The sequence below is a fragment of the Pseudomonas sp. GZD-209 genome, from assembly GCF_049310485.1.
Classification (GTDB): domain Bacteria; phylum Pseudomonadota; class Gammaproteobacteria; order Pseudomonadales; family Pseudomonadaceae; genus Aquipseudomonas; species Aquipseudomonas sichuanensis.
In genome coordinates this window covers 46,322-69,526 of record NZ_JBMOWQ010000026.1, presented here as the reverse complement: position 1 = coordinate 69,526, position 23,205 = coordinate 46,322, and the positions used below count along the sequence as shown (strand labels likewise).

Sequence of the window (23,205 nt, the reverse complement as noted above, 5' to 3'; positions counted from 1 at the left end):
TGCTCCTTACTCGTTCGAAAGGTCGAGGGCGATGTTGGCGGTGAGGTCTTTCGGGCACTCCAGCGGGGTGAGCTTGATGTACACCTCCACTCGGTTCCGGGTCGGCCAGTTGATGACGATGTCGCCTTTCTTGGGCTGCTTGATCTCGCCCGGGAACTGCTCGCCGGCGAAGGTGGTGGACTTGGCCATCACACGCAGCGGCTTCATGAACGCCGTTTCGGCAGCGGCCATGCTCGCGGGGCTGTTGTTCAGGCGGCGATCGCCGACGCGGCGGATCAGCAGCGGGCGGACCTGGCGAGCGGCCTTGTCGGCCAGGCGCAGGTACTCGATCACCAGGTAGTCGCTGGCCGGGGCATCGAGCATGTTGCCGTCGCCCCAGTACACGCCCGGGTAGTCCGGGTAGGTCTGCGACACAGAGAAACGATCGGCGTCCAGAGCGGCACGGATGGCCGATGGCAGCGGGATGCCTTCCTTGTCCTTGGGAACGGGGCCAAGGCCTTGCACCGCGCCAGTGGCCACGCGCATCGGGCTGTCGGCGATGCTGACGGCGGCGTTGGCCAGGCGCCCGGCCAGCACGCCCAGGTCGTTGCCGTGCAGCTGGGGCACGACCAGGACACGCGGCGCCACCAGGTCCTTGGTGATCGCCTTCTGCTCGGTGGCGTATTCCGCCCAGGTCTGTTCAGCGCTGATGCCGGCAGTGGCGGCCATGACGAACAGACGGCGCCCGTAGGTATTGGTGACAGCGGTTGCGGCGTCATGCATGTCCGAAAGTTCGTCACCGTCGGTCACCGGCGTGGTGATCACCGCGGCCTCGACGGAGTACCCCAGTTGCTGAGCTTTCTCCAACGCTTCCTGCCAGGTCTGCTCGGCGTCGATCGGAGCGGCCAGGCACGCCCAGCGGTCGCCGCCGTTCAGCCTGGCGGCGGTGATCTGGGTCTTGAGATCGCTCGCCGGCCCGCCAAGCATGGCGTCCAGGTCGCTATCGGTGTTGAGGGGCAGCAGCTGCCCGGCGTTCGTGCCGGCGGCGCCGATGTAGAGGAAATAGCGCTCGATCTCGGTCACGGCACCCTGGCCGAGGTTGAGATTGTTTACGCTGACTTTGCCGAGTGCCATGCGATGCCTCGTTAACGGGGTGAATTGATGATTTGGTCGAGCAAGTGGTTGAGCAGGTCGCTGTTCTCCTGCTCGTTGCCCGCGCCCAGGAACTGCCGCTTGGGCAGGGTGATTTCCCAGCTCTGGGCACCGGTAGACTCGCCGCGCTCCTCGTCCAGGACGCGGATCAGCACCCCGGCTTGCATGTAGCTGACGTTGGCGAGGATCCAGGCCACCGGGGGACGGCTGAGCCGCTTCTTGCCCTCCATGCGCACGCGAAAGCCCAACCGGCGCAGGCGCTTGGCCTGCTTCTCGGTGCACTTGGCGCCTTCCTCGACCCGGTTCCAGCGGCGCATCTGCTGCGCGGTGCGGCGCTCAGAGGCGCCGTTGTGCTGCTGGGAGGCCACCCAGCTGGTGAGGTTGTTCTTCCAGCCCAGGACGGCCTCGTCGGCGTCCACACGGGTGACCTGCAGCAGCTTGCCCAGGCCGGCCTCCATCTTCTTTTTGCCGCCCTCGGGGTCGCGGCGCGGTGCGAACGGCGAACCGTCCAGGTTCTGCTGGTTGCGGATGCGCTTGCGGCTCAGGCTGCGGGCGCTCTTGCCCAGCCGGTTAAGCAGGCGCCGGCGCAGCTTGGGCGGCAGCTCGAGCAGCGCCAGTTGGGCCTGGGCATCGAGCAGGCCGCGAATGTCCAGGCCGAGGGTGCTAGCCGCCATGGCCAACCTCCCCGTGCTCAGCAACCCACAGCTCGGCTTGGCCCAGGCCGTACTTCTTACCGCCGCTGCTGATTGGGCCGTCTGGATCCTCGACCAGGTGCTGGCCTTCCTCGAACTCGATGGTCAGCTCTACGTCGAACAGGTCGTTGTCCAGGGGCTCGACGGCGAACGCCGGCACAGGCAGGTCGTCGCCGCGATCGGGGTCGTTGGACTCCAGCCAGGAGCCGACCAGGGCCATGAGCAGCGACGGGTTGCCGGCGAAGCGCTCGAGGACGATCACGGCGCGGTAGCGCAGGTCGCCCATGTGCATGCCGCCGTTGCCGGTGGGCTTCCAGATCAGGTCCAGGCTCAGCTGGTCGGTCCAGCTGTCCAGCTGCTCCGGCAGCACCAGGTTGGCCTCGAGGAGGTAGGCCGTCATGGCCTGGAGCTTGTTCACAGCAAGGCCGCCGTGATGCGGCTGCGGCCCTGCAGGGCGCGCACGGCCTGCTGGCTGAACGCCAGATAGGTGTCGGCGCGCTCGGGGGCTTCCTTGCCGGCGTTTTCGGCCACTTCGCGGCGGGTGATGGTCGCAAAGTCGGTCAGGGCGGTGGCCTTGGCCCGGCAGTACACGGCGCGCTTGTACAGCGTCACCTTATACGCCCGCTCCTCCAGGAGAAGCGGGTCAGCGGTGGCCACCTCGGTGATGCCGAGGCCCTTCCAGCTGTTCATCAGGCGGGCCAGGTCGGTGTTCACATCGCCCATGGCCAGTTCAAGTTGAGTAACCAGCACCTCGCTCAGGTACTCACCCGGCAGTCGGTAAGCCTTCTGGTATTCAGCCAGCGAGAGGTCCGGCCAGAAGCCGTTGTTCTCGATGGTCTGCTCTACGACAGTGGTGGGTTTGCCTGAAAAGCTCATTGCTGGCCACTCGAATAGGGCGGGAAACACCGTTGCCACGGGGCAGGCCATAAATGGCCGACTCGTTTCACGGGTTCCCGCTGGGTGGGTAGTCGGTTAAGGGGTCGGTTGCGCAGGCACCACTGGCGCCGGCTGTTGCTTGAGCAGGGCCTTACGTGCGTTATCGATGCGGGTACCCACACCGACCTTCGGATACAGCTCGGTGGCCCGCTCCAGGTGCTTGATCGCGGTCGCCCATTCCTTGGCTTCCAGGGCACGAATGCCGATCAGCTTGTGGTACTTGGCCGGGATCTGCTCCGGCAGGTCCCACTCACCATCCACACGCGGCAGCAAGTCGGACAGGTACGGCTCGGGGCTGCGACCGGCCTGGTGCTCGTCATAGGCCCATTCGCACACCGCATCGGCAACAAAGGTCGGAATGTCGCGTTTGAAGCGCTCCGGCATTTCCTGCCCTTGCCCAATGGCGATGTCTGCCAGCGCCAGGGCGTCCTCGAACTGGGCGGTATCGAACAGCCAGACCATGACCATTACCAGTACGCGGTTCTGGTACACCAGGCCGGACGCCAAGTAGCGATCGATGTACTCCTGGTACTTGGGCAGCAGCTCGTTGCGCTTGAGGTCCTGTTTGGTGGTCAGGCCCTTGATATCGCTCAAACGAGCCAGGTCCTGATCCAGTCCAACCTCCATCAGCGCCAAGTGCTTGCGAGCGTTCGCCGGGCTGTTCAGGGCCTCCGCCGGCGAATACGCCAGTGTGGCGGCGGTGGCTGCAGCGGTTACAGCTGCAGCCCCTAGGGCAAGGGTCCGGCGCTTGTGCTGCAGCGCCAGGCTCACTTGGCCACCTCGATGTTCTCCATCAGCCCGGCCTTCTCCAGCTGCTCGACCACGTAGCCCTCGTTGCGGCTGTTGTAGTCCTCGACGCGGGAGCGCTTCGGGTTGTCGACGGTCTGCTTACGCCAGCTGGAGTCCTGGTAGTAGATCGACAGGTTGTCGAAGCTGGTGACCAGGATCGCGTCCACCGGGAAGGTCGGGACGCTGTAAGCCGCCAGGCCGCCATAGGTGGCGATCACCTGGGCCAGCTCGATGCGCTCTTTCTCGGTCGGAGTATCGGCCTGCTTGCTGTACAGCTTCGCCTTGTCGGCAGCCAGCAGATCGGAACCGATGATGGCCACCAGGTCGCCGTTCTCGCGCAGGCGCTCATCCACCAACTGCTTCGCGTCATGCACAGCAGCGTCGAGGTTCGCGTAGTCACCGTCGGCGCCAATGACGATCTTGCCGGGCGCCTTGCCTTCGGCCAGTACCTGGTGCGGCGCTTGAGTACGCAGGATCTGCAGCCAGCCGATGTTCACGTCCTGGAGCAGCGGGTACAGGGTGATATCGGTCTGCACGGCCACGTGGGTACCGTGCCAACCGATCATGATGCGATCCAGGGCGATCTGCTTCTGCACTGCGGCAGAGTATTTCTGGTGGAAGTCCGGGAACTTGGCCCAGGCATCGATCTTGGCGTACGGCAGGCCCACATCGGACTGGGTGTCGTGGAGCTCGTACAGGTTGTTGTCCAGGCCAGAGGCGTCCTTTGCCTCGCGATCGGTGGTCTTGGTGTTGGTACGGCCAGTGACCGGACCGTTAGTACCGATGAAGACCTTCTCGCCCTTGATCTCGGTCACCGGAACGACGTTGATTCGCTCCAGGAAGTCCGATTTCGCGGTGATCGCTTCGTTCAGCTCCTGGGTGATCGACGGATCGACGCTGAACTGCTGGCTGACCAGGGCGACGCCATAGCTCTCGGCCAGCGCCAGCTGCAGTTGGGCGAACATTTGCGCGCCGTAGGCGCTCAGGTTACGGGCCATGTCAGAGCACCCGCTTTTTCGGGGTGGCGACAGGGCCGGCGGATCGCGGCAGGTTGCGACCGTTTGGAGTGTTCTGCAGCGCGGTGAATTGCTGCTGCAGGCCGGCCAAGGCTTTCAACACTGCCTGGTTGCCGGCACCGCCATTGCGAGCGTACTCGGCGGCATTAACGATGTCGTCAACAGCGGTCTGGACGTCATCGATCGGGGCTTGATCTGGCTCAGGTGCGGCTTCGGCGGCGGGCTCGATCACTGCCTGAATACCGGCGGCGACGACGAGCAGCTGAGCCACCAGGGCCTTGAGGGCCGTTGCAATAGCTTCATCCATTGGGGGGGTGCTCTCGGTGGTGGTGGGTTCGGTTTCGGTGGTGGCGTCGCCCGATGCGAAGCGGCTGAACAGCTTGGCCAGCATGCTGAGGAGCTTGCCGGCCTCCCCCTTGGGCTCGCCATCGAGCGGCCCAAGCTCTTGCGAGGCCGCGTAATACGAGGCCTTGCTGGTCTTGTTCGAGAAATAGAGCTCTTGGGTGCCCAGGCTGGCGGGTTCGTCGGTGACGGCCAGGCCGGTGAGGTAGGCCTTGCCGGTGTTGGCGAAGTCCGGGGTGATCTCAACGCTGGTGAACAGCTTCTCGCCGCGATCGTTCAGCCACAGCAGCTTGTCGTTGGGCTTCAACTGCGCTTCCAGGGCGACCTGGCCGGGCTGCAGATCCTCGGAGGTTTCGTCCAGGCGTACCGCGAAGACGGTGCCGTGGGAGCCAGGCCAGCGCTCGTGGTCACACCAGATCACGGCGGTATAGGTCGCCGGGGTGTAGGTCTCGGCCATGTCGCGCAGGTGCTGCGGCAGGATCTCGCGTCCGTCGCAGGTGGGGCCGCTGACGGCGACACGTTTCCAGTAGGAGACAAGGGAGCGTGGCATGGTTGGGAGGGTGCTCGGCGATGGTCGACGGGGTCAGAGGCCCCCACCATAGGCACCGAAAAAAGTCAGGCCAACCGCTTTACTTTCGGCAATCTCCTACTTTGAAAATCTAGGAGAAACACGGAATTTTACCGGGCGTTTCAGCGCTGATCGCCGCATAGACTGCGGCCCATGAACTACTCCATCGAAGTCAAAGAGGCCGCCAAACGCCTCTACCTACGCCGGGCATCGGTGAAGGAAATCCAGGCTCAGCTGAAGCTGCCCAACGTGCGGATCATTTACTACTGGATCCGCCAAGGGTCGTGGGACGAGATGCTGACGGATGAGGAGCCGGTCACTGCAGTGAGCCGGCGGATTACGCTCATCTTGGAAAAAACCGAGCCGTTGACGAAGGGCGAGCTGGACGAGCTGGAGCGCCTGACCACATTGCGCGAACGCCTACTCAAGCAATCGAGCAGGCCGCCGGCGCCGGCGAATGACGCTGCTGCTGATCTCGACCAGGACGAGCAGCGCGGCCAACGTCGTGAGCGTCGAGATCGAGGCGACAAAGTCGATCGCGGCGGCAAGCGCAAAGAGAAGAAGGCCAAGAACGACATCAGCGGCCTGACCGAAGTGGACTTCTTAGACAAGTTCATTTCCAAGATGTACGGCTACCAGAAGGAGCTGTTCGCCGCCAAGCTCAATCCCCTCACCTGCAGGATCCGCAACATCCTCAAAAGCCGGCAGGTCGGGCTGACCTACTACTTCGCCGGCGAGGCCTTCATGGACGCCGTGCTGACTGGCGACAACCAGGTGTTCCTGTCGGCCAGTCGTGCCCAATCGGAGATTTTCCGCAGCTACATCGTGTCGTTCGCCCAAGAGTGGTTCGGCATCGAGCTGACCGGCAACCCGATCACGCTCAGCAACGGCGCCGAGTTGCGATTCCTGTCTACCAACAGCAGCACCGCCCAGGGCTACCACGGTCACGTCTACGTCGATGAATATTTCTGGATTCGCGACTTCGAAAAGCTGAGCAAAGTGGCGAGTGCCATGGGCACCCACAAGAAGTGGCGCAAGACCTACTTTTCGACGCCCAGCGCCGTGTCGCACCAGGCGTACCCGTTCTGGACCGGCGAGGCCTACCGCAACAGCAAACGGGGCAAACCCACCGCCAACGACTGGCCAGGCGAGGCGGCTTACACCCAGGGCGCTCTGTGCCCGGATGGCCAATGGCGCAAAACGATCACCCTGGACGATGCCATCGCCGGCGGCTGCGATCTGTTCGACGTCGAGCAGCTGCAGCAGGAGTATGACGAAGACAGCTTCCAGCAGCTGTTCTACTGCAAGTTCATCGACAGCACGCAGAGCGCGTTCGGCCTCAAGGACCTGGAACGCGCCTACTCCGACCTTTCGCTGTGGGACGACCTCAACCCAGACGATGCCCGCCCGTTCGCCAATCGCCCTGTCTGGGTCGGCTACGACCCGAGCCGAACCCGAGACGACGCCACATGTGTCGTGGTCGCTCCGCCAGACGATCCAGGCGGCAAGTTCAGGATCCTGGAAAAGCACAGCTGGCGTGGACAGTCGTTCACGTTCCAGGCCGCCCAGGTCAAGAAGATCACCGAGCGTTTCAATGTCCAGCACATCGGCATCGATACGACCGGTGTCGGCTACGGCGTCTACGACCTGGTCAAGGACTTCTACCCACGGGTCATGCAGATCCATTACAGCCTCGAGACGAAGACCAGGCTGGTACTCAAGGCCCAGGACGTCATCCAGGCTGGTCGCATCGAGTGGGACGCCGGCTGGACCGACATCGCGCAGGCCTTCCTGACGATCAAGCGCGGCACCACCAACGGCGGGCAGATCACATTCAGCGCGTCCAGGACCGAGGCCACCGGTCACGCCGACATCGCCTGGTCGATCATGCACGCTCTGTACAACGAGCCCCTGAACACCAACAAGCGGCGCAAGAGCCGCTACCTCACGAGCGAAAGCAATGCCCAATCGACGCAGAAACAGAAAGGAAGCGCCGCCGGCGCGGTCGCAACAGCCCACCAGAATGTTCACCTTCGGGGAGCCGGAGCAGGTCCTCAGCGGCAACATCGGCGAGTACCTGGGCGTATTCCCCAGCGACGACGGCGAGATCTACAAGCCGCCGGTGTCCCGGGCAGGCCTGGCCAAGCTGTTGCGCGCCAACGCGCACCACGGCGCCATCCCCAAGTTCAAGCGCAACCTCATGCTGCGTGAGTTCATCGCGTCCCAGGGCTGCAGCGCGCAGACCATGGCCAAGGCTGCGCTGGACTACATGGTCTTCGGCGAGGCGTATTTCTACCGGATCCCGAACGCCTTCGGGCAAACCGTGGAGCTTGACCACCTGATGGCCATCAACATGCGGGTGAAGGTCAAGGGCGGGTTCCGGATGCTGCTGCCGGACAACAAGTTCGAGGACTTCGACCAGGACGAGATCGTCCACATCAAGGACTACGACGTCGAGCAGAACATCTACGGGATCCCGGACTACCTGGGCGGCCTGCAGGCGCTCCTGCTGAACGAGGCCGCCACCCTCTTCCGCCGGCGCTACTACAGCAACGGCGCGCACGCTGGGTACATCTTCTACACCAACGACCCGGACCTCTCCGAGGAGGACGAGAACGAGCTGCGCGCTCAGATCAGCGCGAGCAAGGGCGTGGGCAACTTCCGATCGATGTTCGTGAACATCCCTGGTGGCGCCGAGAACGCCATCAAGATCATCCCGATCGGCGACTTCCAGGCCAAAGACGAGCTGGAGAAGGTCAAGAACATCACCCGCAACGACGTGATCGCCGCCTGGCGCATGAACCCTGCCTTGGCCGGGATCATCCCGGAAACCACGGGCGGTTTCGGGGACATCGAGAAGATCGACCGGGTGTACACCAGCAACGAGATTCGGCCCATCTGCCAGCTGTTCAACCAGGTCAACGATCACCTACGAGAAGACCGGCAGATCGGTTGGGTCGATCCGGCAAAAACCGCCGGAAACACTGCATAAAAACACAGTATTTGAGTGATCGACGCCCTATTTAGCGGCATAATGACAGTATTGGATCCAGGGGAGTGGTGTATGAGGATTTACTGCACAGCGTGTGACCACAAAGGACGTATCAGCTCGCGGGAGGAGACCACCCGAGCCTACGTGAAACTTTACTGCCAGTGCCTAAACGCCGAGTGCGGACACACGTGGGTGTCGGAACTTACCTTCAAGCACACGCTACGCGCACCGGCCCAGCGCCAGACCACCCTACTCCTCGATCACATCAGGAGCTTGCCGACCGATCGGCAGCATGAGTTGTTCCAGCAACTGGGCATCTCCCCCGCCGCCTGACCCCTCCCGTCCGATCGCTACGCCATCAAGTGCCCCACGCGGGCACTTTTCATATCCCCCATGGTCAACCCACCGCCAGATGCCTGCAACGCAGGCATGAAAGCCGCCTGCACGATCGTTGGTGATGGCCACCTTCTCGCCGCGGCGATACCCGCGCAGCGGCCGATCGGGCGTCAACGCCGCCCCCAAGATCGCAGCGCACCCGCCGAGGCCTGCCCGCGAGCGCTCCACGACACGCAAGATCGCGACCCGCCGCGCCTGATCACCCGCTCTTGATCTGCTGGATCGCCAGCACATCGTGCAGGCGAGGAAGCGCTGGGTGCAGGGCACTTGCCCTGCCGGGGTGTGGGCGAGTAGCCCACGTTGGTAAAGAATCGAGCGCAGCGAGCTGAGCCCCTTGGGGCGAAGGCATCATCTTGTTCCCTACATGCGATCGTCCAAACAACTCGTAAGCCTCTGATTTTTAACGCTTCGCGGTTACTGGTGGGGGTATAAAATTCCATTTAATTCAAAAGCATGCCGGCGCCCCGGTGGGGCCGCCGGCGGCATGGGTGAACCTGAGGGAAAAATGGTCGCGCACGACGATTCCGGCCAGCCTGTGGCCGCTGTGCGCGGGGGAAATACGGGGGGATGGTGAACGCCTGGTACGACCAGGCCTCGCAGGGGTGCGATAGAGGGTGTTACGTGGTCTTCTTGGCAGCGACGTTGCTGAGCAGGCGATCCAGGGAACTGGTGACTGCCGTGGGGCCCGTGGGGGGCCGCTGCTGGGGTTTATCAGTGGTGGGTGGCCCTGCACCACTGGGTGGCGTCTCGGGCGCGTTCTGCAGCGCGGCTTTACGCTCCTCGCTCTTCTGCCATTGATGGCGCTTCACTTGCCGCTGGAATGCTTCCAGAGAGGCCTTCTCGATGCGGGACGAGCGCGCCTGGTCAACCTCTCGTAGCTCCTGCTCCCGCTTCTTGATGGCGGACTTCTTGGCCTTGGTCCACTCGTATTCAAGCCCGAGATCCTTCCAGAACTTCTGGGTGAAGCGCACCAGGACGCGGGTGCGCACCAGGTTCAGCCCCGCCTCGTCCGTCTCGTCCAGGCGCACCTTCTCGATCCGCCGGTAGACGTAGTCGGCTTTCTCCATGCTGTGCAGAAGCCGGTTGAGTACAGCCGGCGAAACCCCGCTGTCCTCGGCGATGCTGCACTGGGTGTTCAGGAAGAACTGGCCCTGCTCGACATCAAGCCAGCCCAGTACCCCCGTTGCGAGATCGAGGCGCACCAGCAGTTGCTCGGGGATCCGCGCCAAGGCTGCGAACTTCTCGGAGCGTGTACGACGTCCGCCGTGGATCGTATCCAGGGCGCGCAGGTAACGCCCGCGTAGCTCTCCGATGCGGCTCAGCCGCCACAGCGCCTTACGGATCAGTGGCTTCTTCAACTGCTCGGCAGAGAGCTTGCGCGGGGCCGCGTAACGTTGAGGTCGAATCGGGGCGCGTAAGCCCGCGTGTGGTTTCTTCGGGTCCACACGACGGACAGCAGTAGGCCGCTCGTTTCCAGAGCGGCCTGCTGCTTGCGGCGCGGTTGTATCGGGGGGCGAACTCACGGAGTGGCGATCGCCTTATGGCTGGTCTGCTGCGACTGCTCAAGCATCACTTCCTCGGCCCGGGTGCGCAGCTCGCTGCAGCGCGCCTCTGCCGATCGCAGTCGCTCAACAAACTCGGGCAACTTGGCCAGGTCCTGGGCATCGATGCGGCCATCCGCCAGGATCTCGCTGCCCAACGACACCGTGCTGCCCAAACGGGCCACAAGCTGCCCGAATACACCAACAGGGTTGGCGTCGCCGCGCAGTGCTCGAGCACCGGACAGGCCGTGCCGGCTTGCCAGCTCGTTCAGGCAACGGTCCTGGTACTCGTCCTCGAGCGCCTGTACCCAGGCCTCCTCGATCCAGCTGGGCAGGTCCACCTCGCCGCTTAGCCAGCGCGAGACACGGCGCAGCCAGGCGCCCGAGGCCTTGAGGAAAGCGTCAGTGTCGTTGCCCTGGGCGAGTGCGTGGAAGTCCGGCACGTCCTTGGCGATCGCCTTGGCGGGGGCCAGGTCATGCAGGTGACCACTAAGCGCCTGGGCAAAGTGGTCTTGGCTGAACCCGGTGCGAGCGATCATGTCGGCGGCGTGCGCCACCAGCACCTGGTCGCGGGACACCTGCAGGTGTCGAGGATTGGACGTGTTCATTCGGAAGGCCTACTTCTACCTTTGATCACTGAACTAGCCGAATAGGCCGTAATCAGGGGTGACTGGAGACGCTTCTAAGCGACGGGCAAAGGTCGGCAGCTTTGAATTTTCCGTGCGTTGCCGCCTCTGCTTTCAGTGCCAACAGTGGGCCCATTCCATACTTGCCACGCACCCACCCCGAGACGGTTCCCTGGTTGACATGCAGCGCGTCTGCAACGGCGCTCTGGGTGCCGAAGTGCTTTACGAGAGATTGATAGATGTTCATGGCAAGCCCTGAAAATGGGAATTCCCATAAGACTACACATAGGAATACCTGTTTGCAAGAAAATGGGGTCTCCCATATCGTTCGGCCCATGGAATACAAAGACCGATTGAAAGCTGCCAGGCAGCACGCAAAGTTGACCCAGGGCGAGCTTGCTGACGCTATCGGGATTACCCAAACGTCTGTTTCAGACCTTGAGCGTGGGAAGTCGAAAGGCACGTCGTTCAACGCCAGAATCGCCCAGGCCTGCGGCGTGAATGCGTTGTGGCTCGAGAATGGGTTGGGGTCCATGTTGACCCCCGCAGAGCCTTCCAACGTTGCCCCCATGCTGCAGCCCCATCGGGAAGCACGCGAATACCCGCTGCTTACCTGGGTAGTGGCCGGTAGCGCCACTGAGTCATCGGTATCCCATCCCACGGGCATCGCAGACGAATGGCTGACATCCACGGAGAACGCCGGGCCCCGCGGCTACTGGCTGGCGGTAAAGGGCAAGTCAATGACGTCCGATACCCCGCCTAGCTTTCCCGAGGGAACGCCGATCCTCATCCGACCCGAGGGCTTTGAGCTCATCAGCGGCAAGTTCTACATTGCCCGCCACACCGGGACAGGCGAACACACGTTCAAGCAGTACGTCCTAGACGCTGGTGTTGGCTACTTGGTACCGCTCAACCCCGAGTACCAAACCGTCGTCCTGGATGACAACTGGGAGATCGTTGGCCGGGCGATCGACGCCAAGATCACCGGTATGTGACGATTCCTGCGCCGCCGGCGCAGCCAAGGCGTTCTTGCCTCTTTCCCCCAGCCATTGGCGCAGCTGGTCCTGGGGGCTCAACCGCCGATACTCCACAACGCGTTGCCACTGCTCCTCAAGTGCGTTTGCATATGCTGCCTGCCCCTGGTTGGCATCGGCCGGCGCTGAGGCGTCGCAGTCGACACTCTGGAACCTGCAGCACGGGCAGTCGTATCGGTCGTCATCGGTCCAGCCAGCAGCTATGCCCAACCGCACGCTCACACGCAGCCGCTCAGCACGCCGACGAGCGCTTGCCCAGGACTCGCCTGGGCGAGCTACTGCAGCGACTTCCGCATCAGTCAATGCCGTCGCTGACAAGCAGAAGGTCACCCTGCTGCCTCCCCGATCGAGCGCAAGTAGCCATGTAGAGCGACCAGCGAGCACTCGCGCATGAAGTAGGCCATCACCTTCTCCCGATTGGCTGGATCTACTGCTTCGCGCAGGCTCATCCTACGAACCGTGGTATAGTCACGTTCGGACATGATTGATTCCCTAAAAGTTGGTCAGTCCCGCCAGGACAGCGGCTGCAACCGCTGTCCTGGACTCTCTCATTCAGGTTGATGCTTGAGCAGCACCTTACCCTCCAGAACTTGCTTGGCCTGATCGGCCATGCGGTCACGCCCTACGTCAACGCGGATGTCTAACGCCGCGCCCTGGTACCAGGTGTCGCTGCCTTGAATCCGCACCGCATGCTCACGCAGCCACAGGTAGCGATCAGCGTTCTGGCGAGTTTCATCCCAATCAACGGTCTTCGGCTCGCTCGAGAGCTGCTCGGCTGTCTGAACTACCGCGTTGCTCAAAAGCTCCCAGAGAGAGGTGCGCTCGCCATCAACGTAAACCATAGCTGCGTCATCTCCGAGATAGGCAACCAGCCATTCGCGCGGAACGCAGACCATCTCGGTACCGCTCATTGAGCTCTACCATTGCAACTGCAGCGAGCGGCACGCCCCTGCCAGGCCAACCACATTTGCTGCTGATTGGGCGGTCCGTACTCAGGGCTTCGAACACCGTTGTGCAGATCACGCGTCGGCTGACCAGTGAGGTGTTTGGTTGCAAATTGGCCGCAGTGCCACTCTTCGAAGCCTGGGCGCTCAGCTTCGTTGGCTCGAGCCGGTACCGGGCGTGGGAGCAACTGGCGAAGCTTACGATGCAGCGGGGCCGGTAGACCGCGCTCCGCGTTCTCCAGCACCTCCTCAAGGACGGCGTTCATCGCCTCATTGCGCGCCATCAGCACGTTACGCTCCTCCTGGGCCTGGAGTAGCAACGCAACACGCTCAGAGCCGCCCAGGGACTCGATTTGCTCGATGGCATCGAGCTTGGCCAGCAGCGGTTCCAACCACATGGCCAGCGCACAAGCGAAGTCACAGGCCAGTCGATCGTTGATATAGCGCGTGAAGTCGTGTCGATTAAGACGATCTGTGAACAGCTCAGCAATGTAGCCGCGACCACCTGCAGCAGTGTCCAAGTTATGCTTCATGACTTCGAAGTCCTTTTGCTGGGAATGAGGGCGTAGACCCTTGGGCCATCGGTGATTTTCAAGAACAAGGCATTGCAAAAAGGGCACTCAGACAGGGTGTCCCACTTCTCGCCCCGGGGTGCTGGACGCGTCTCCAAGTTCCCGCGACAACCAGGGCATGCAAATTCAACAAACTTGATGCCTTGGGACTTGAGGCGGTTGTTGTACTCGGTATACCGCTCCAATAGGGTCGGCGCATTGCTCATCGGGCGCCCCTCCCCCTACGATCTAACTTGTCCGGAATTTCCGACGCTGGAGATCCTGGTGGTGCGCTATGCACCACAATATGGCCCTGCCCGATCTTGAAGTTCTTGATGACAGCGATGCATACGTTCCAAGCTTCCTGGGCGACGGCTTCCCCCGCCTCAACCACATTGCCCTGGTCGTCGATGATCGCCAGGCGCGCCGGTCGACCATCAGCCGTGGTAAAGCGATAGCCCGTGGTCACGTTGGCACTGATGCAGCCGTGCTCGAGGGCGCCGGTCTTGGGGATCCCGATCATGCTGGCACCCCTTCCCCAACGAGCATGGGAGAGTTGGCATTGATGATCAGGGCAATGGTATGGGCCTGCAGGTCACGGGAGCCTTGGAGGTTGGGAACTGTCCCCCACGCCCCCGAGTTGATTGCAGCGTCCAATTCAGCGACGGCTTTTCGATAGTGGCCGAGGGCGATTTCAAGCTGCGCCTGGGCTTTGCCAGGCAGCGTGATATGGATGGTCATCAAGCCCCCTCAAGCAGCAGTTCGGTAGTTAGCGACAAGTTCCGCCACGCAACCGTTCAGCAGCTCATAGGCCACCTCTCGATCGCTCGGCAGCAGAGCAGGAAGGGTTAGACCTACACCTTCCAGCTCGAAACGGAACGCAACTCGCTTGGGATCAGCGCTGCTCTGACGAATCAGAAGGGCAAGTTCCTCAACACCGTCTACTGGCAGGTAGTACGTGCCTCGGCGTTCGCGCACGGCATCGCGCAGCATTCCCTCGAGGTCGCTGACCAGGTCGTATTCTTCTATCTCGATGATGCCTGCAGGCAACGAAGCACCATTCGCCACGGACTCAATGAACACGGCCAGTCGGCCGCCATTGTTCTCACGCTTGGCCAGGGTGATGCTGTTAACGGACTCGCCCAACTCCACTCGAGCAGTCAGACCGTCACAGCATTGTTCAATGGCAATGCGGACCGTACCTCGCACAGCGGACGTGGTGCTGTCATGAATGTTGTGGTGATAGGTACCGCTGAGGGTTACCTGGCGGGCCAGCTCGTGACGGCTGGCCAGAGAGAGGCGAAGCATGGGAAGAAGAGTAGTCATGTGAGGGACCTCGTAAGGGAACGAGATCAAATATAGGAACACCCATATCTCAAGTCAACAGGAACTCCTATATTTCTCCTATGTCACCGATGCTGATTGGTCCAACAAAGCTGAATAGCGCCGCTCTCGAGGCGGGTCAGCCTGACACTCTCCTCAATCTCCAACTGGTCGAGCAGCTTGTCCCAGTCGTCCATCAGTTCACCGGGCATACGTGATATGACCGTCCGCCGCCGGTCCTGGGCCGCCGAACTGTTCACCTGACGGTGTATGCGCTGGGTCAGTTGATCAAAGCGGGTTGGGGTAGGTGACGGAGACGGGAAACTGAGGGGAGACGCAAACATAAGCTGATCCATAAGCACTGTACGTTCATACAGTATAAATTCCTACAGGCCAAAGGCAATACGTCCACAGCTATTCCCAATCTTCACTGGCAACCCAGGCACCGGTGCGCCGATTGATCTGCAGAACCCGATGCTGACCAGTACGGGAAAAGAGCTGAACATCAATGGTGCGGCTAGAGCGATCTGCGGCCCCTACACCTCGCATGTAGATCACGATCCGTTCGAACGTATCCATGACCAACTGGCGGACCTGCTCGCGTGCCTCGTGCTCGCCTGCTTCCACCTGAGCGGCTAGCTCTGCCCAGCGAGCTGCATGTGCTGGTCGCTCTACGCTCGAAAGTGCAGACACCTGGTGCTCCAGGTCCTTAACTTTCCTCTCGGCTACGCCCTGCAGCTGCTCGAGCTCTCGCGCCTTCCTAACGAAAGCCAATGGGGCGGCCCCGCTGTCATCGGCAAGTAATGCATCGGTCACCTTCGTCAGTTGGCCCGACAGTTTTTCAACCTCTGCTCGAGCAGCAACCAGCTGGTGCTGCAGGCCGCGCCCATCGTCCCCATCCTGCAGTAGACGCTGCAGGTTGAACTGGTCCGAACAAAAGTTGAGCAGCGCCCGCTCGATCGGCACAACGCTGCAGCTGCCACCCGCCGAGCACCCCCCGTTCTTGCTGTAGGAGGTGCAATGTAGTCGCCTGTGGCCATCCGCAAGGGTGCCGTCCTCGCGCCGTCGACTCATCAGGTTCTGGGCGACTAAAGCCGTACCGCAATATCCGCAGACCGCCAGACCAATGCCTGTCACGATCCCCGGAATCTCACCGTGCCCCCGACGACGAAGGCGCTGGCCAGCGAGGTGCTGCAGATCACCCCACTCCGCATCCGACAAGATGCGGGGATAGTAGTCCTCCAGCTCGTACTCCTCGCCATCGAGCGTCAACCGCTTCACCCCGCGCAGCGCTGGCAACTTAATCAGCCGGTAGATCTGCAGCCCTGATATCCCCCAGTCGGTCAGTTCGTGACCTTCCTGGTGCATCAAGTTGGCGGCCCGGCCCGCTCCCATACCCTGGCGGTACAGAGCCAAGGCGCGCTGAACTGCTGCCACCCTTTCCGGGATCAGTTCCCAGGCCTCACCAGTCCAGCGCAACCACTGGGGATCCTTGCCGTTGCGTATCAGCCCACGGAACGAACCAGCCCGCCACCCCTCGCACTGGCGCCGGATGGCTGCCTTCACACGCTTACTCTTGGTGTCCGACTCCTCATGTGCGCGAATCATGACGAGCAGCGAATAGACCAGGTCCATTGGCTGGGCCTTCAGACCGGCGCGGTTATACTCACGACCATCACTGGCCGTGACTACGGTGATACCGGCGTTGATGATCTGGGCCAGCTGGGCTTGGGCCTGGATCGGCTCGGCGCGACTCAGTCGGTCCAAGCCCTCCACGACCAGAACAGAACCGTGCGCGATGCGTCCGTTCTCGATCGCTTCCAGGAACACACCCAGGGCGCCTTGCTTGACGTGCCGTTCGTGATAAGCAGACAACCCCTCATCCCGTAACGAAAGCGTGTCATCTAAGGTAAGCCCCTTGCTGGCCGCCCAGTTCTGGGCGTACTGCAGCTGACGGTCGGCACTGCTGCCGGTCGCTTGCCGTGGATCGGAAAACCGCAAATAGCTGTATACTCGCGCGCCGTTTTTAGCCATTACCAAAAATATAACCCTGATGAGGATCATCCTATGATGACAGACAAAGCGCCGCGTGTAGGAATGATATCGTTGGGGTGCCCAAAGGCCCTGGTCGATTCCGAGCGCATCCTGACCCAGCTGCGCATGGAAGGCTATGAAGTCGTGCCGACCTACGAGGACGCCGACGTGGTGGTGGTCAACACCTGCGGCTTCATCGACAGTGCCAAGGCCGAGTCCCTGGAAGTGATCGGCGAAGCCATCAAGGAAAACGGCAAGGTCATCGTCACCGGCTGCATGGGCGTCGAAGAGGGCAGTATCCGTGACGTGCACCCGAGCGTGCTGTCGGTCACCGGCCCCCAGCAGTACGAGCAGGTGGTCAACGCCGTGCACGAAGTGGTACCGCCACGCCAGGACCACAACCCGCTGATCGACCTGGTGCCGCCACAGGGCGTGAAGCTGACGCCGCGCCACTACGCCTACCTGAAGATTTCCGAAGGCTGCAACCACAGCTGCAGCTTCTGCATCATTCCGTCGATGCGCGGCAAGCTGGTCAGCCGCCCGGTCGGCGAAGTGCTGAGCGAGGCCGAGCGCCTGGTCAAGGCCGGCGTCAAGGAAATCCTGGTGATTTCCCAGGACACCAGCGCCTACGGCGTCGACGTCAAGTACAAGACCGACTTCTGGAACGGCCGCCCGGTCAAGACCCGCATGCTCGAGCTGTGCGAAGCGCTGAGCAGCCTGGGCGCCTGGGTGCGCCTGCACTACGTCTACCCGTACCCGAACGTGGACGATGTGATCCCGCTGATGGCCGCCGGCAAGATCCTGCCGTACCTGGACATCCCGTTCCAGCACGCCAGCCCCAAAGTGCTCAAGTCGATGAAGCGCCCGGCCTTCGAAGACCGCACCCTGGCCCGTATCAAGAACTGGCGCGAACAGTGCCCCGAGCTGGTGATCCGTTCGACCTTCATCGTCGGTTTCCCTGGCGAGACCGAGGAAGACTTCCAGTACCTGCTGGACTGGCTGACCGAAGCCCAGCTCGACCGCGTCGGCTGCTTCCAGTACTCGCCGGTGGAAGGCGCCCCGGCCAACGACCTGGGCCTGGACGAGGTACCGGATGACGTCAAGCAGGAACGTTGGGACCGCTTCATGGCCCACCAGCAGGCCATCAGCACCGCCCGCCTGCAACTGCGCATCGGCAAGGAGATCGAAGTGCTGATCGACGAAGTCGAAGAACAGGGTTCGGTAGGCCGTAGCTTCTTCGACGCCCCGGAAATCGACGGCAGCGTGTTCATCGATGGCGACCACGGCTTCAAGCCAGGCGACAAAGTGCGTTGCCGCGTCGTCGATGCCGATGAATACGACATGTGGGCAGAGCCAGTCTGACGGCCCGCTGCACTGAAAATACCCCGCCCACTGGCGGGGTATTTTTTTGCATCTATGTTTGTGCAGAGGCCAACGCACACCGGAGCCGCCGAGGATGAAGCCGACGCTGACCCTGCACACCCCCCGCTATGCCGACTACCCGGAACTGGTGCGGATCTGGGAGGCGTCGGTACGGGCCACCCATGATTTCCTCCCCGACGCCTACATCCAACTGTTGCGTGAGCATGTGCTGTCCCAGTACCTGGATGCCGTGATGCTGGTCTGCTGCAAGGACCGCGACCGACGGATCCTTGGCTTTGCCGGCGTGGCCAATGGTCGCGTCGACCTGCTGTTCGTCGCTCCCGAACATTTCGGCCGGGGCGTCGGCCAACGCTTGCTGCGTCACGCAGTGGCAGAACTGAATGCCGAACGCCTGGATGTCAACGAGCAAAACCCCCAGGCCCTTGGCTTCTACTTGCACGAAGGCTTCGAGATCATTGGCCGCTCGGCAACGGACGGCCTGGGGCAGCCTTATCCACTGCTGCACATGCAACGGAGCCGTACAACGCCGTGAAGCGCTGCCCAAGCGGTAGCGGTTGTTTGCCGTAATGGCGCAAATGACACCAATTTGCAGCCCCAAACCTACCGAGGCAGGTACAATGAGCGCTTTCCCTGCCCTGCGAACTCATTGTCCATGTCCGAGCCTATCCGCCTGTCCAAACGCCTCATCGAACAGCTTGGCTGCTCGCGCCGAGAGGCCGAGCTGTACATCGAAGGAGGCTGGGTCACGGTCGATGGCGAAGTGGTCGAACAGCCGCAATTCAAGATCGTCGACCAGCGCGTGGAACTGCTGCCTGGCGCCCGCGCCGAAACCCTGGAGCCTGTGACCTTGCTGCTCAATCAGCAAGCTGGCCAGAACGTGTCAATCGCCCAGGCAGGCATGTCCATGGCCACCCTCAGCGAAGCCCACCGCGAAGGCCTGCGCCCGCTGCACAGCCACTTCACCCGCCAGGACTGCATCGCCCCGCTGCTGCCGGGCGCCAGCGGCCTGCAGGTGTTCACCCAGGACTGGCGCGTCAGCCGCAAGATCGACGCCGACCTGCGTCGCCTCGAGCAGGAATACATCGTCCAGGTCAGCGGCGAGGCCAAACCTGGTGCGCTGGAACGCCTGGCCCGCGGTGTGGAGCGCAAGGGCGTGGAGCTACCCAAGGCCAAGGCCAGCTGGCAGAACGAACAGCATCTGCGCATGGTGCTGAAGAACCCGCAACGCGGGCAGATCGAGGCGCTGTGCGAAACCGCTGGCCTGACGGTGCTGGGCATGCGCCGCATCCGCCTGGGCGGCGTGTCCATGGGCAAGCTGCCAGTGGGGCAATGGCGCTATGTCGCCGCCACCGAACGTTTCTAGCATTATTGCCGCGCGGATTGGTGCGGCTCTTGAACAGGATTTGCTGCAATGAACCACAACGACGTCATGCGTAGCCTGCGCTACATGATCAAAGCCAACGACCAGAAAATGGCCGAGATCATCGGCCTGGCCGGCCTGCAGGTCACCGCAGAGGCGATTGCCGGCTATGTGAAGAAAGAAGAAGAGCCCGGCTTCGTACAATGCCCGGACAAAGTCATGGCCTATTTTCTCGATGGCCTGGTGATCCACCGCCGCGGCCGCGACGACAGCCGCCCACCACAGCCTGTCGAGCTGCCGGTGACCAACAACACCATTCTCAAGAAGCTGCGAGTGGCCTTCGAGCTGAAAGAAGACGACCTGCACGCGGTGCTCAAGGCGGTCAACTTCCCGGTGTCCAAGCCCGAACTGAGCGCGCTGTTCCGCAAGGTCGGCCATGACAACTACCGCCCTTGCGGCGACCAGTTGCTGCGCAACTTCCTCAAGGGCCTCACCCAGCGCGTGCGTGGCTGATGCAACACACCGTCTCGCCGGTCGGCATCGTCCGCTCCTGCTTCAAGGAGAAGTTCGCCATCCCGCGCCAGCCGCAACTGGCGCCAGCAGCGCGGGGCGTGCTGGAACTGCTGCCGCCGTTCGACCAGGGCGACGCGGTAGAGGGGCTGGAGCAGGTCAGCCACGTTTGGCTGTTGTTCCTGTTCCACGAAGCGCTGGAGGACAAGCCACGGCTGAAGGTGCGCCCGCCGCGCCTGGGTGGCAACAAGAGCATGGGGGTGTTCGCCACCCGAGCCACCCATCGCCCCAACGGCATCGGTCAGTCGGTGGTGCGCCTGGAAGGCGTCGAGCCTGGGCGCCTGCTGCTTTCAGGCATCGACCTGCTCGACGGCACGCCGGTGCTGGATATCAAACCCTACGTGCCCTATGCCGATAGCATCCTGGAGGCGACCAACCAGATGGCTGGCGCGGCACCAGCGCCCATCGCCGTACAGTGGAGTGAAAGCGCCCTGCCCCAGGCTCGTGAACATGCGCTGCGCCTGGATGAGCCACTGGTGGCGTTGATCGAACAATGTTTGGCACAGGACCCCCGGCCTGCCTACCAGGTACCGCCCGTCGAGCGGGTTTACGGGGTGAAGTTCTGGGATGTGCAGGTGCGCTGGCACTATCCTCAGCCGGATCAGATCCGGGTGCTGGAGGTCGTGCGGGATTGTTGAGCCAGCGCCGGCTTTGCTCAATCCAGGCATAAAAAAACGCAGGCCAAGGCCTGCGTTTTTCGTTTACCGCGCTCGCCTTACTTCTCGACGAAGGCACGCTCGATCAGGTAATCACCCGGCTCACGCATGCGCGCAGAGATCTTCAGGCCGAAGCTGTCCAGCACTTCGCTGGTCTCGTCGAGCATGCTCGGGCTGCCGCAGATCATCGCGCGGTCGTCCTGCGGGTTGATCGGTGGCAGGCCGATATCGCTGAACAGCTTGCCGCTGCGCATCAGATCGGTCAGACGGCCCTGGTTCTCGAACGGCTCGCGGGTCACGGTCGGGTAGTAGATCAGCTTGTCACGTACGGACTCGCCGAAGAACTCGTTCTGCGGCAGGTGCTCGGTGATGAACTCGCGGTAGGCGACTTCGTTCACGTAGCGCACGCCGTGGACCAGGATCACCTTCTCGAAACGCTCGTAGGTCTCGGGGTCCTGGATGACGCTCATGAATGGCGCCAGGCCAGTGCCGGTGCTCAGCAGGTACAGGTGCTTGCCCGGGTTCAGGTCGTCAAGTACCAGCGTGCCGGTAGGCTTCTTGCTGATGATGATCTCGTCGCCTTCCTTCAGGTGTTGCAGCTGCGAGGTCAACGGACCATCCGGCACCTTGATGCTGAAGAATTCCAGGTGCTCTTCCCAGTTCGGCGACGCGATGGAGTAGGCGCGCATGAGCGGGCGGCCGCTTTCCTGCTGCAGGCCGATCATCACGAACTGACCGTTCTCGAAGCGCAGGCCCGGATCGCGGGTGCACTTGAAGCTGAACAGGGTGTCGTTCCAGTGGTGAACACTGAGGACACGTTCGTGGTTCATGTTGCTCATCGATGGGGCTCCTGAAGAAAAACGCAGCGCGCACAAGGCGCACAGTTGCGCGATAGTTTAGGGGCAGCGACAATATCTGTTAACTGAATTATCAAGATATGTGTTATCGGTTATATAGATATGCGATTTACACTTCGTCAACTTCAGGTCTTCGTCGCCGTCGCCCAGCACCAGAGCGTGTCCCGGGCCGCGGGCGTGCTGGCCCTGTCGCAGTCAGCCGCCAGCACCTCGATCACCGAACTGGAGCGCCAATCCAGTTGCCAACTGTTCGACCGCGCCGGCAAGCGCCTGAGCCTCAACGCCCTGGGCCATCAGTTACTGCCCCAGGCAGTGGCCCTGCTCGACCAGGCCAAAGAGATCGAGGACCTGCTCAATGGCAAGTCCGGCTTCGGCTCGCTGGCAGTCGGAGCCACCCTGACCATCGGCAACTACCTGGCCACCCTGCTGATCGGCAGTTTCATGCAGGTGCACCCGGAGAGCCAGGTCAAACTGCACGTGCAGAACACTGCGCATATCGTGCAACAGGTCGCCCACTATGAAATTGATTTGGGTCTAATCGAAGGTGATTGCAACCACCCTGACCTGGAAGTACAGCCCTGGGTGGAAGATGAACTGGTGGTGTTCTGCGCCCCACAGCACCCGCTGGCCAAAGCCGGCCACGCCAGCATCGAGCAGCTCTCCCATGAGGCCTGGATCTTGCGCGAACAGGGTTCTGGCACACGCCTGACCTTCGACCAGGCCATGCGCCACCATCGCGCCAACCTCAATATTCGCCTTGAGCTGGAACACACCGAAGCGATCAAGCGCGCGGTGGAGTCAGGCCTGGGGATCGGCTGCATTTCGCGCCTGGCCCTGCGCGACGCCTTCCGCCGCGGCAGCCTGGTACCGCTGGAAACCCCGGCCCTGGACTTGGCGCGGCAGTTCTATTTCATCTGGCACAAGCAGAAGTACCAGACCTCTGCCATGCGCGAATTCCTCGAACTGTGCCGCAGCTTCACCGCAGGCGTGCAGCGTAGCGACGAAATCGTCCTGCCGCCGATCGCCTGAAGGTCAACCCAGCAGGATCACGCCCCACACCACCGCCACCATGGACATCGCCACCAGTTGCGCGGCGCTGCCCATGTCCTTGGCGTTTTTCGACAGAGGGTGGCGCTCCAGCGAAATACGATCGATGGCCGCCTCCACCGCCGAGTTGAGCAGTTCGACGATCAGCCCCAGCAGGCACACGGCAATCAGGATCGCCCGCTCGACACGGCTCACCGGCAGCCAGAATGCCGTCGGGATCAGCAGCACATTGAGCAACACCAGTTGGCGGAAAGCGGCTTCGCCCTTGAAGGCGGTACGCAGGCCGTCCAGCGAGTAGCCGGCAGCATTGAAAATCCGTTTGAGGCCGGTCTGGCCCTTGAATGGCGACATGTGTCACTCACTTCATCGATGAAAGCCTGGCAGGCTAATCCGACACTGGTCAAAAAAGCGTGAAGG

At 62.2% G+C, this 23,205-nt stretch carries 30 protein-coding genes; 10 read left to right on the top strand and 20 right to left on the bottom strand.

Annotation, left to right across the window (positions count from 1 at the left end):
• Positions 1-6: 6 nt before the first annotated feature.
• From ACO6VM_RS04530 to ACO6VM_RS04500, 7 genes are all read right to left on the bottom strand, one after another.
• A complete protein-coding gene (locus ACO6VM_RS04530) occupies positions 7-1,113 on the bottom strand; it encodes a DUF2586 domain-containing protein (RefSeq protein ID WP_422402807.1) in 1,107 nt (368 codons plus the stop codon).
• An 11-nt stretch (positions 1,114-1,124) separates the two neighbouring features.
• Positions 1,125-1,805 (bottom strand): phage virion morphogenesis protein, encoded by a 681-nt coding sequence (locus ACO6VM_RS04525; protein WP_422402806.1) that lies wholly within the window; start codon positions 1,803-1,805, stop codon positions 1,125-1,127.
• Entirely contained in the window at positions 1,795-2,241 is a 447-nt protein-coding gene (locus ACO6VM_RS04520; protein WP_422402805.1) for a phage tail protein, read from the bottom strand. Before ACO6VM_RS04520 ends, ACO6VM_RS04525 begins: the two co-directional genes overlap by 11 nt.
• Complete coding sequence (locus ACO6VM_RS04515) at positions 2,238-2,699, bottom strand: head completion/stabilization protein (protein ID WP_422402804.1); 462 nt, start codon at positions 2,697-2,699, stop codon at positions 2,238-2,240. Before ACO6VM_RS04515 ends, ACO6VM_RS04520 begins: the two co-directional genes overlap by 4 nt.
• 96 nt (positions 2,700-2,795) lie before the next feature.
• Positions 2,796-3,530, bottom strand: a complete 735-nt coding sequence (gpM, locus tag ACO6VM_RS04510; protein WP_422402803.1) for a phage terminase small subunit — start codon at positions 3,528-3,530, stop codon at positions 2,796-2,798.
• Positions 3,527-4,546 carry a phage major capsid protein, P2 family gene (locus ACO6VM_RS04505; protein WP_422402802.1) on the bottom strand — a complete coding sequence of 340 codons (1,020 nt, stop codon included), beginning with the start codon at positions 4,544-4,546 and terminating at the stop codon, positions 3,527-3,529. Before ACO6VM_RS04505 ends, gpM begins: the two co-directional genes overlap by 4 nt.
• 1 nt (position 4,547) lies before the next feature.
• The gene (locus ACO6VM_RS04500; RefSeq protein WP_422402801.1) at positions 4,548-5,456 is read right to left on the bottom strand and encodes a GPO family capsid scaffolding protein; all 909 of its coding nucleotides are present in this window, start codon (positions 5,454-5,456) and stop codon (positions 4,548-4,550) included.
• Between the two features lie 171 nt (positions 5,457-5,627).
• Between ACO6VM_RS04500 and ACO6VM_RS04495 the strand changes: the two genes are divergently transcribed.
• From ACO6VM_RS04495 to ACO6VM_RS04485, 3 genes are all read left to right on the top strand, one after another.
• Positions 5,628-7,685, top strand: a complete 2,058-nt coding sequence (locus ACO6VM_RS04495) for a terminase large subunit domain-containing protein (protein ID WP_422402800.1) — start codon at positions 5,628-5,630, stop codon at positions 7,683-7,685.
• Positions 7,597-8,466 (top strand): phage portal protein, encoded by an 870-nt coding sequence (locus tag ACO6VM_RS04490; protein ID WP_422402831.1) that lies wholly within the window; start codon positions 7,597-7,599, stop codon positions 8,464-8,466. Before ACO6VM_RS04495 ends, ACO6VM_RS04490 begins: the two co-directional genes overlap by 89 nt.
• 72 nt (positions 8,467-8,538) lie before the next feature.
• A complete protein-coding gene (locus ACO6VM_RS04485; RefSeq protein ID WP_371349818.1) occupies positions 8,539-8,799 on the top strand; it encodes an ogr/Delta-like zinc finger family protein in 261 nt (86 codons plus the stop codon).
• A 680-nt stretch (positions 8,800-9,479) separates the two neighbouring features.
• On the opposite strand, the gene ACO6VM_RS04480 is transcribed toward ACO6VM_RS04485, so the two are convergent.
• The 3 genes from ACO6VM_RS04480 to ACO6VM_RS04470 form a co-directional block, all read right to left on the bottom strand.
• Positions 9,480-10,220 carry a hypothetical protein gene (locus tag ACO6VM_RS04480; protein ID WP_422402799.1) on the bottom strand — a complete coding sequence of 247 codons (741 nt, stop codon included), beginning with the start codon at positions 10,218-10,220 and terminating at the stop codon, positions 9,480-9,482.
• A 161-nt stretch (positions 10,221-10,381) separates the two neighbouring features.
• Positions 10,382-11,011, bottom strand: a complete 630-nt coding sequence (locus ACO6VM_RS04475; RefSeq protein ID WP_414877785.1) for a hypothetical protein — start codon at positions 11,009-11,011, stop codon at positions 10,382-10,384.
• A 52-nt stretch (positions 11,012-11,063) separates the two neighbouring features.
• Complete coding sequence (locus ACO6VM_RS04470) at positions 11,064-11,276, bottom strand: Cro/CI family transcriptional regulator (RefSeq protein WP_414877786.1); 213 nt, start codon at positions 11,274-11,276, stop codon at positions 11,064-11,066.
• Between the two features lie 88 nt (positions 11,277-11,364).
• On the opposite strand from ACO6VM_RS04470, the gene ACO6VM_RS04465 reads away from it, so the two are divergent.
• Positions 11,365-12,024, top strand: a complete 660-nt coding sequence (locus tag ACO6VM_RS04465) for a helix-turn-helix domain-containing protein (RefSeq protein ID WP_414877787.1) — start codon at positions 11,365-11,367, stop codon at positions 12,022-12,024.
• A gap of 365 nt (positions 12,025-12,389) precedes the next feature.
• On the opposite strand, the gene ACO6VM_RS04460 is transcribed toward ACO6VM_RS04465, so the two are convergent.
• From ACO6VM_RS04460 to ACO6VM_RS04425, 8 genes are all read right to left on the bottom strand, one after another.
• Positions 12,390-12,545 (bottom strand): hypothetical protein, encoded by a 156-nt coding sequence (locus ACO6VM_RS04460; protein WP_414877788.1) that lies wholly within the window; start codon positions 12,543-12,545, stop codon positions 12,390-12,392.
• A gap of 66 nt (positions 12,546-12,611) precedes the next feature.
• Complete coding sequence (locus ACO6VM_RS04455; RefSeq protein ID WP_414877789.1) at positions 12,612-12,974, bottom strand: hypothetical protein; 363 nt, start codon at positions 12,972-12,974, stop codon at positions 12,612-12,614.
• On the bottom strand, positions 12,971-13,540 hold the full coding sequence (locus ACO6VM_RS04450; protein WP_414877790.1) for a hypothetical protein: 570 nt from the start codon (positions 13,538-13,540) through the stop codon (positions 12,971-12,973). The genes ACO6VM_RS04455 and ACO6VM_RS04450 overlap by 4 nt, the downstream gene beginning before the upstream one ends.
• A 241-nt stretch (positions 13,541-13,781) precedes the next feature.
• Positions 13,782-14,081: a hypothetical protein gene (locus tag ACO6VM_RS04445; RefSeq protein WP_414877791.1), complete on the bottom strand. Its 300-nt coding sequence runs from the start codon at positions 14,079-14,081 to the stop codon at positions 13,782-13,784.
• On the bottom strand, positions 14,078-14,299 hold the full coding sequence (locus ACO6VM_RS04440) for a hypothetical protein (RefSeq protein WP_414877792.1): 222 nt from the start codon (positions 14,297-14,299) through the stop codon (positions 14,078-14,080). Before ACO6VM_RS04440 ends, ACO6VM_RS04445 begins: the two co-directional genes overlap by 4 nt.
• A 9-nt stretch (positions 14,300-14,308) precedes the next feature.
• Complete coding sequence (locus ACO6VM_RS04435) at positions 14,309-14,884, bottom strand: hypothetical protein (protein WP_414877793.1); 576 nt, start codon at positions 14,882-14,884, stop codon at positions 14,309-14,311.
• An 83-nt stretch (positions 14,885-14,967) separates the two neighbouring features.
• Entirely contained in the window at positions 14,968-15,225 is a 258-nt protein-coding gene (locus tag ACO6VM_RS04430) for a DUF1654 domain-containing protein (protein WP_422402798.1), read from the bottom strand.
• Between the two features lie 70 nt (positions 15,226-15,295).
• Entirely contained in the window at positions 15,296-16,915 is a 1,620-nt protein-coding gene (locus ACO6VM_RS04425) for a recombinase family protein (protein ID WP_422402797.1), read from the bottom strand.
• A gap of 36 nt (positions 16,916-16,951) precedes the next feature.
• Here ACO6VM_RS04425 and rimO point away from each other — a divergent pair, with 36 nt between their 5' ends.
• The 5 genes from rimO to tsaA all read left to right on the top strand — a co-directional run bounded on the left by rimO (position 16,952) and on the right by tsaA (position 20,866).
• A complete protein-coding gene (rimO, locus tag ACO6VM_RS04420; protein WP_422402830.1) occupies positions 16,952-18,277 on the top strand; it encodes a 30S ribosomal protein S12 methylthiotransferase RimO in 1,326 nt (441 codons plus the stop codon).
• A gap of 94 nt (positions 18,278-18,371) precedes the next feature.
• Positions 18,372-18,830, top strand: coding sequence for a GNAT family N-acetyltransferase (locus ACO6VM_RS04415; RefSeq protein ID WP_401056666.1), 459 nt, complete (start codon positions 18,372-18,374; stop codon positions 18,828-18,830).
• Between the two features lie 120 nt (positions 18,831-18,950).
• The gene (locus ACO6VM_RS04410) at positions 18,951-19,661 is read left to right on the top strand and encodes an rRNA pseudouridine synthase (RefSeq protein WP_401056668.1); all 711 of its coding nucleotides are present in this window, start codon (positions 18,951-18,953) and stop codon (positions 19,659-19,661) included.
• Positions 19,662-19,709: 48 nt separating this feature from the next.
• The gene (locus tag ACO6VM_RS04405) at positions 19,710-20,171 is read left to right on the top strand and encodes a DUF1456 family protein (protein WP_153787617.1); all 462 of its coding nucleotides are present in this window, start codon (positions 19,710-19,712) and stop codon (positions 20,169-20,171) included.
• The gene (tsaA, locus tag ACO6VM_RS04400; protein ID WP_125465162.1) at positions 20,171-20,866 is read left to right on the top strand and encodes a tRNA (N6-threonylcarbamoyladenosine(37)-N6)-methyltransferase TrmO; all 696 of its coding nucleotides are present in this window, start codon (positions 20,171-20,173) and stop codon (positions 20,864-20,866) included. The genes ACO6VM_RS04405 and tsaA overlap by 1 nt, the downstream gene beginning before the upstream one ends.
• Positions 20,867-20,943: 77 nt before the next feature.
• On the opposite strand, the gene fpr is transcribed toward tsaA, so the two are convergent.
• The gene (gene fpr / locus ACO6VM_RS04395) at positions 20,944-21,723 is read right to left on the bottom strand and encodes a ferredoxin-NADP reductase (protein ID WP_110738446.1); all 780 of its coding nucleotides are present in this window, start codon (positions 21,721-21,723) and stop codon (positions 20,944-20,946) included.
• Positions 21,724-21,843: 120 nt separating this feature from the next.
• Between fpr and finR the strand changes: the two genes are divergently transcribed.
• Positions 21,844-22,770: a LysR family transcriptional regulator FinR gene (gene finR, locus ACO6VM_RS04390; protein WP_401056671.1), complete on the top strand. Its 927-nt coding sequence runs from the start codon at positions 21,844-21,846 to the stop codon at positions 22,768-22,770.
• 3 nt (positions 22,771-22,773) lie between these two features.
• On the opposite strand, the gene ACO6VM_RS04385 is transcribed toward finR, so the two are convergent.
• Positions 22,774-23,139, bottom strand: coding sequence for a diacylglycerol kinase (locus ACO6VM_RS04385; RefSeq protein WP_011535182.1), 366 nt, complete (start codon positions 23,137-23,139; stop codon positions 22,774-22,776).
• Between the last annotated feature and the right edge of the window lie 66 nt (positions 23,140-23,205).

Bases quoted from the DNA above. Each gene is read 5' to 3' on its own strand.
- ACO6VM_RS04410 (WP_401056668.1), top strand. From the start codon at position 18,951: ATGTCCGAGCCTATCCGCCTGTCCAAACGCCTCATCGAACAGCTTGGC.
- ACO6VM_RS04530 (WP_422402807.1), bottom strand. From the start codon at position 1,113: ATGGCACTCGGCAAAGTCAGCGTAAACAATCTCAACCTCGGCCAGGGT.
- ACO6VM_RS04435 (WP_414877793.1), bottom strand. From the start codon at position 14,884: ATGACTACTCTTCTTCCCATGCTTCGCCTCTCTCTGGCCAGCCGTCAC.
- ACO6VM_RS04385 (WP_011535182.1), bottom strand. From the start codon at position 23,139: ATGTCGCCATTCAAGGGCCAGACCGGCCTCAAACGGATTTTCAATGCT.
- ACO6VM_RS04425 (WP_422402797.1), bottom strand. From the start codon at position 16,915: ATGGCTAAAAACGGCGCGCGAGTATACAGCTATTTGCGGTTTTCCGAT.
- ACO6VM_RS04470 (WP_414877786.1), bottom strand. From the start codon at position 11,276: ATGAACATCTATCAATCTCTCGTAAAGCACTTCGGCACCCAGAGCGCC.
- ACO6VM_RS04515 (WP_422402804.1), bottom strand. From the start codon at position 2,699: ATGAGCTTTTCAGGCAAACCCACCACTGTCGTAGAGCAGACCATCGAG.
- ACO6VM_RS04465 (WP_414877787.1), top strand. From the start codon at position 11,365: ATGGAATACAAAGACCGATTGAAAGCTGCCAGGCAGCACGCAAAGTTG.
- ACO6VM_RS04440 (WP_414877792.1), bottom strand. From the start codon at position 14,299: ATGACCATCCATATCACGCTGCCTGGCAAAGCCCAGGCGCAGCTTGAA.
- ACO6VM_RS04495 (WP_422402800.1), top strand. From the start codon at position 5,628: ATGAACTACTCCATCGAAGTCAAAGAGGCCGCCAAACGCCTCTACCTA.
- ACO6VM_RS04460 (WP_414877788.1), bottom strand. From the start codon at position 12,545: ATGTCCGAACGTGACTATACCACGGTTCGTAGGATGAGCCTGCGCGAA.
- ACO6VM_RS04445 (WP_414877791.1), bottom strand. From the start codon at position 14,081: ATGATCGGGATCCCCAAGACCGGCGCCCTCGAGCACGGCTGCATCAGT.
- ACO6VM_RS04450 (WP_414877790.1), bottom strand. From the start codon at position 13,540: ATGAAGCATAACTTGGACACTGCTGCAGGTGGTCGCGGCTACATTGCT.
- ACO6VM_RS04475 (WP_414877785.1), bottom strand. From the start codon at position 11,011: ATGAACACGTCCAATCCTCGACACCTGCAGGTGTCCCGCGACCAGGTG.
- finR (WP_401056671.1), top strand. From the start codon at position 21,844: ATGCGATTTACACTTCGTCAACTTCAGGTCTTCGTCGCCGTCGCCCAG.
- fpr (WP_110738446.1), bottom strand. From the start codon at position 21,723: ATGAGCAACATGAACCACGAACGTGTCCTCAGTGTTCACCACTGGAAC.
- rimO (WP_422402830.1), top strand. From the start codon at position 16,952: ATGACAGACAAAGCGCCGCGTGTAGGAATGATATCGTTGGGGTGCCCA.
- ACO6VM_RS04455 (WP_414877789.1), bottom strand. From the start codon at position 12,974: ATGAGCGGTACCGAGATGGTCTGCGTTCCGCGCGAATGGCTGGTTGCC.
- ACO6VM_RS04500 (WP_422402801.1), bottom strand. From the start codon at position 5,456: ATGCCACGCTCCCTTGTCTCCTACTGGAAACGTGTCGCCGTCAGCGGC.
- ACO6VM_RS04405 (WP_153787617.1), top strand. From the start codon at position 19,710: ATGAACCACAACGACGTCATGCGTAGCCTGCGCTACATGATCAAAGCC.
- ACO6VM_RS04505 (WP_422402802.1), bottom strand. From the start codon at position 4,546: ATGGCCCGTAACCTGAGCGCCTACGGCGCGCAAATGTTCGCCCAACTG.
- ACO6VM_RS04525 (WP_422402806.1), bottom strand. From the start codon at position 1,805: ATGGCGGCTAGCACCCTCGGCCTGGACATTCGCGGCCTGCTCGATGCC.
- tsaA (WP_125465162.1), top strand. From the start codon at position 20,171: ATGCAACACACCGTCTCGCCGGTCGGCATCGTCCGCTCCTGCTTCAAG.
- ACO6VM_RS04430 (WP_422402798.1), bottom strand. From the start codon at position 15,225: ATGTTTGCGTCTCCCCTCAGTTTCCCGTCTCCGTCACCTACCCCAACC.
- ACO6VM_RS04415 (WP_401056666.1), top strand. From the start codon at position 18,372: ATGAAGCCGACGCTGACCCTGCACACCCCCCGCTATGCCGACTACCCG.
- ACO6VM_RS04485 (WP_371349818.1), top strand. From the start codon at position 8,539: ATGAGGATTTACTGCACAGCGTGTGACCACAAAGGACGTATCAGCTCG.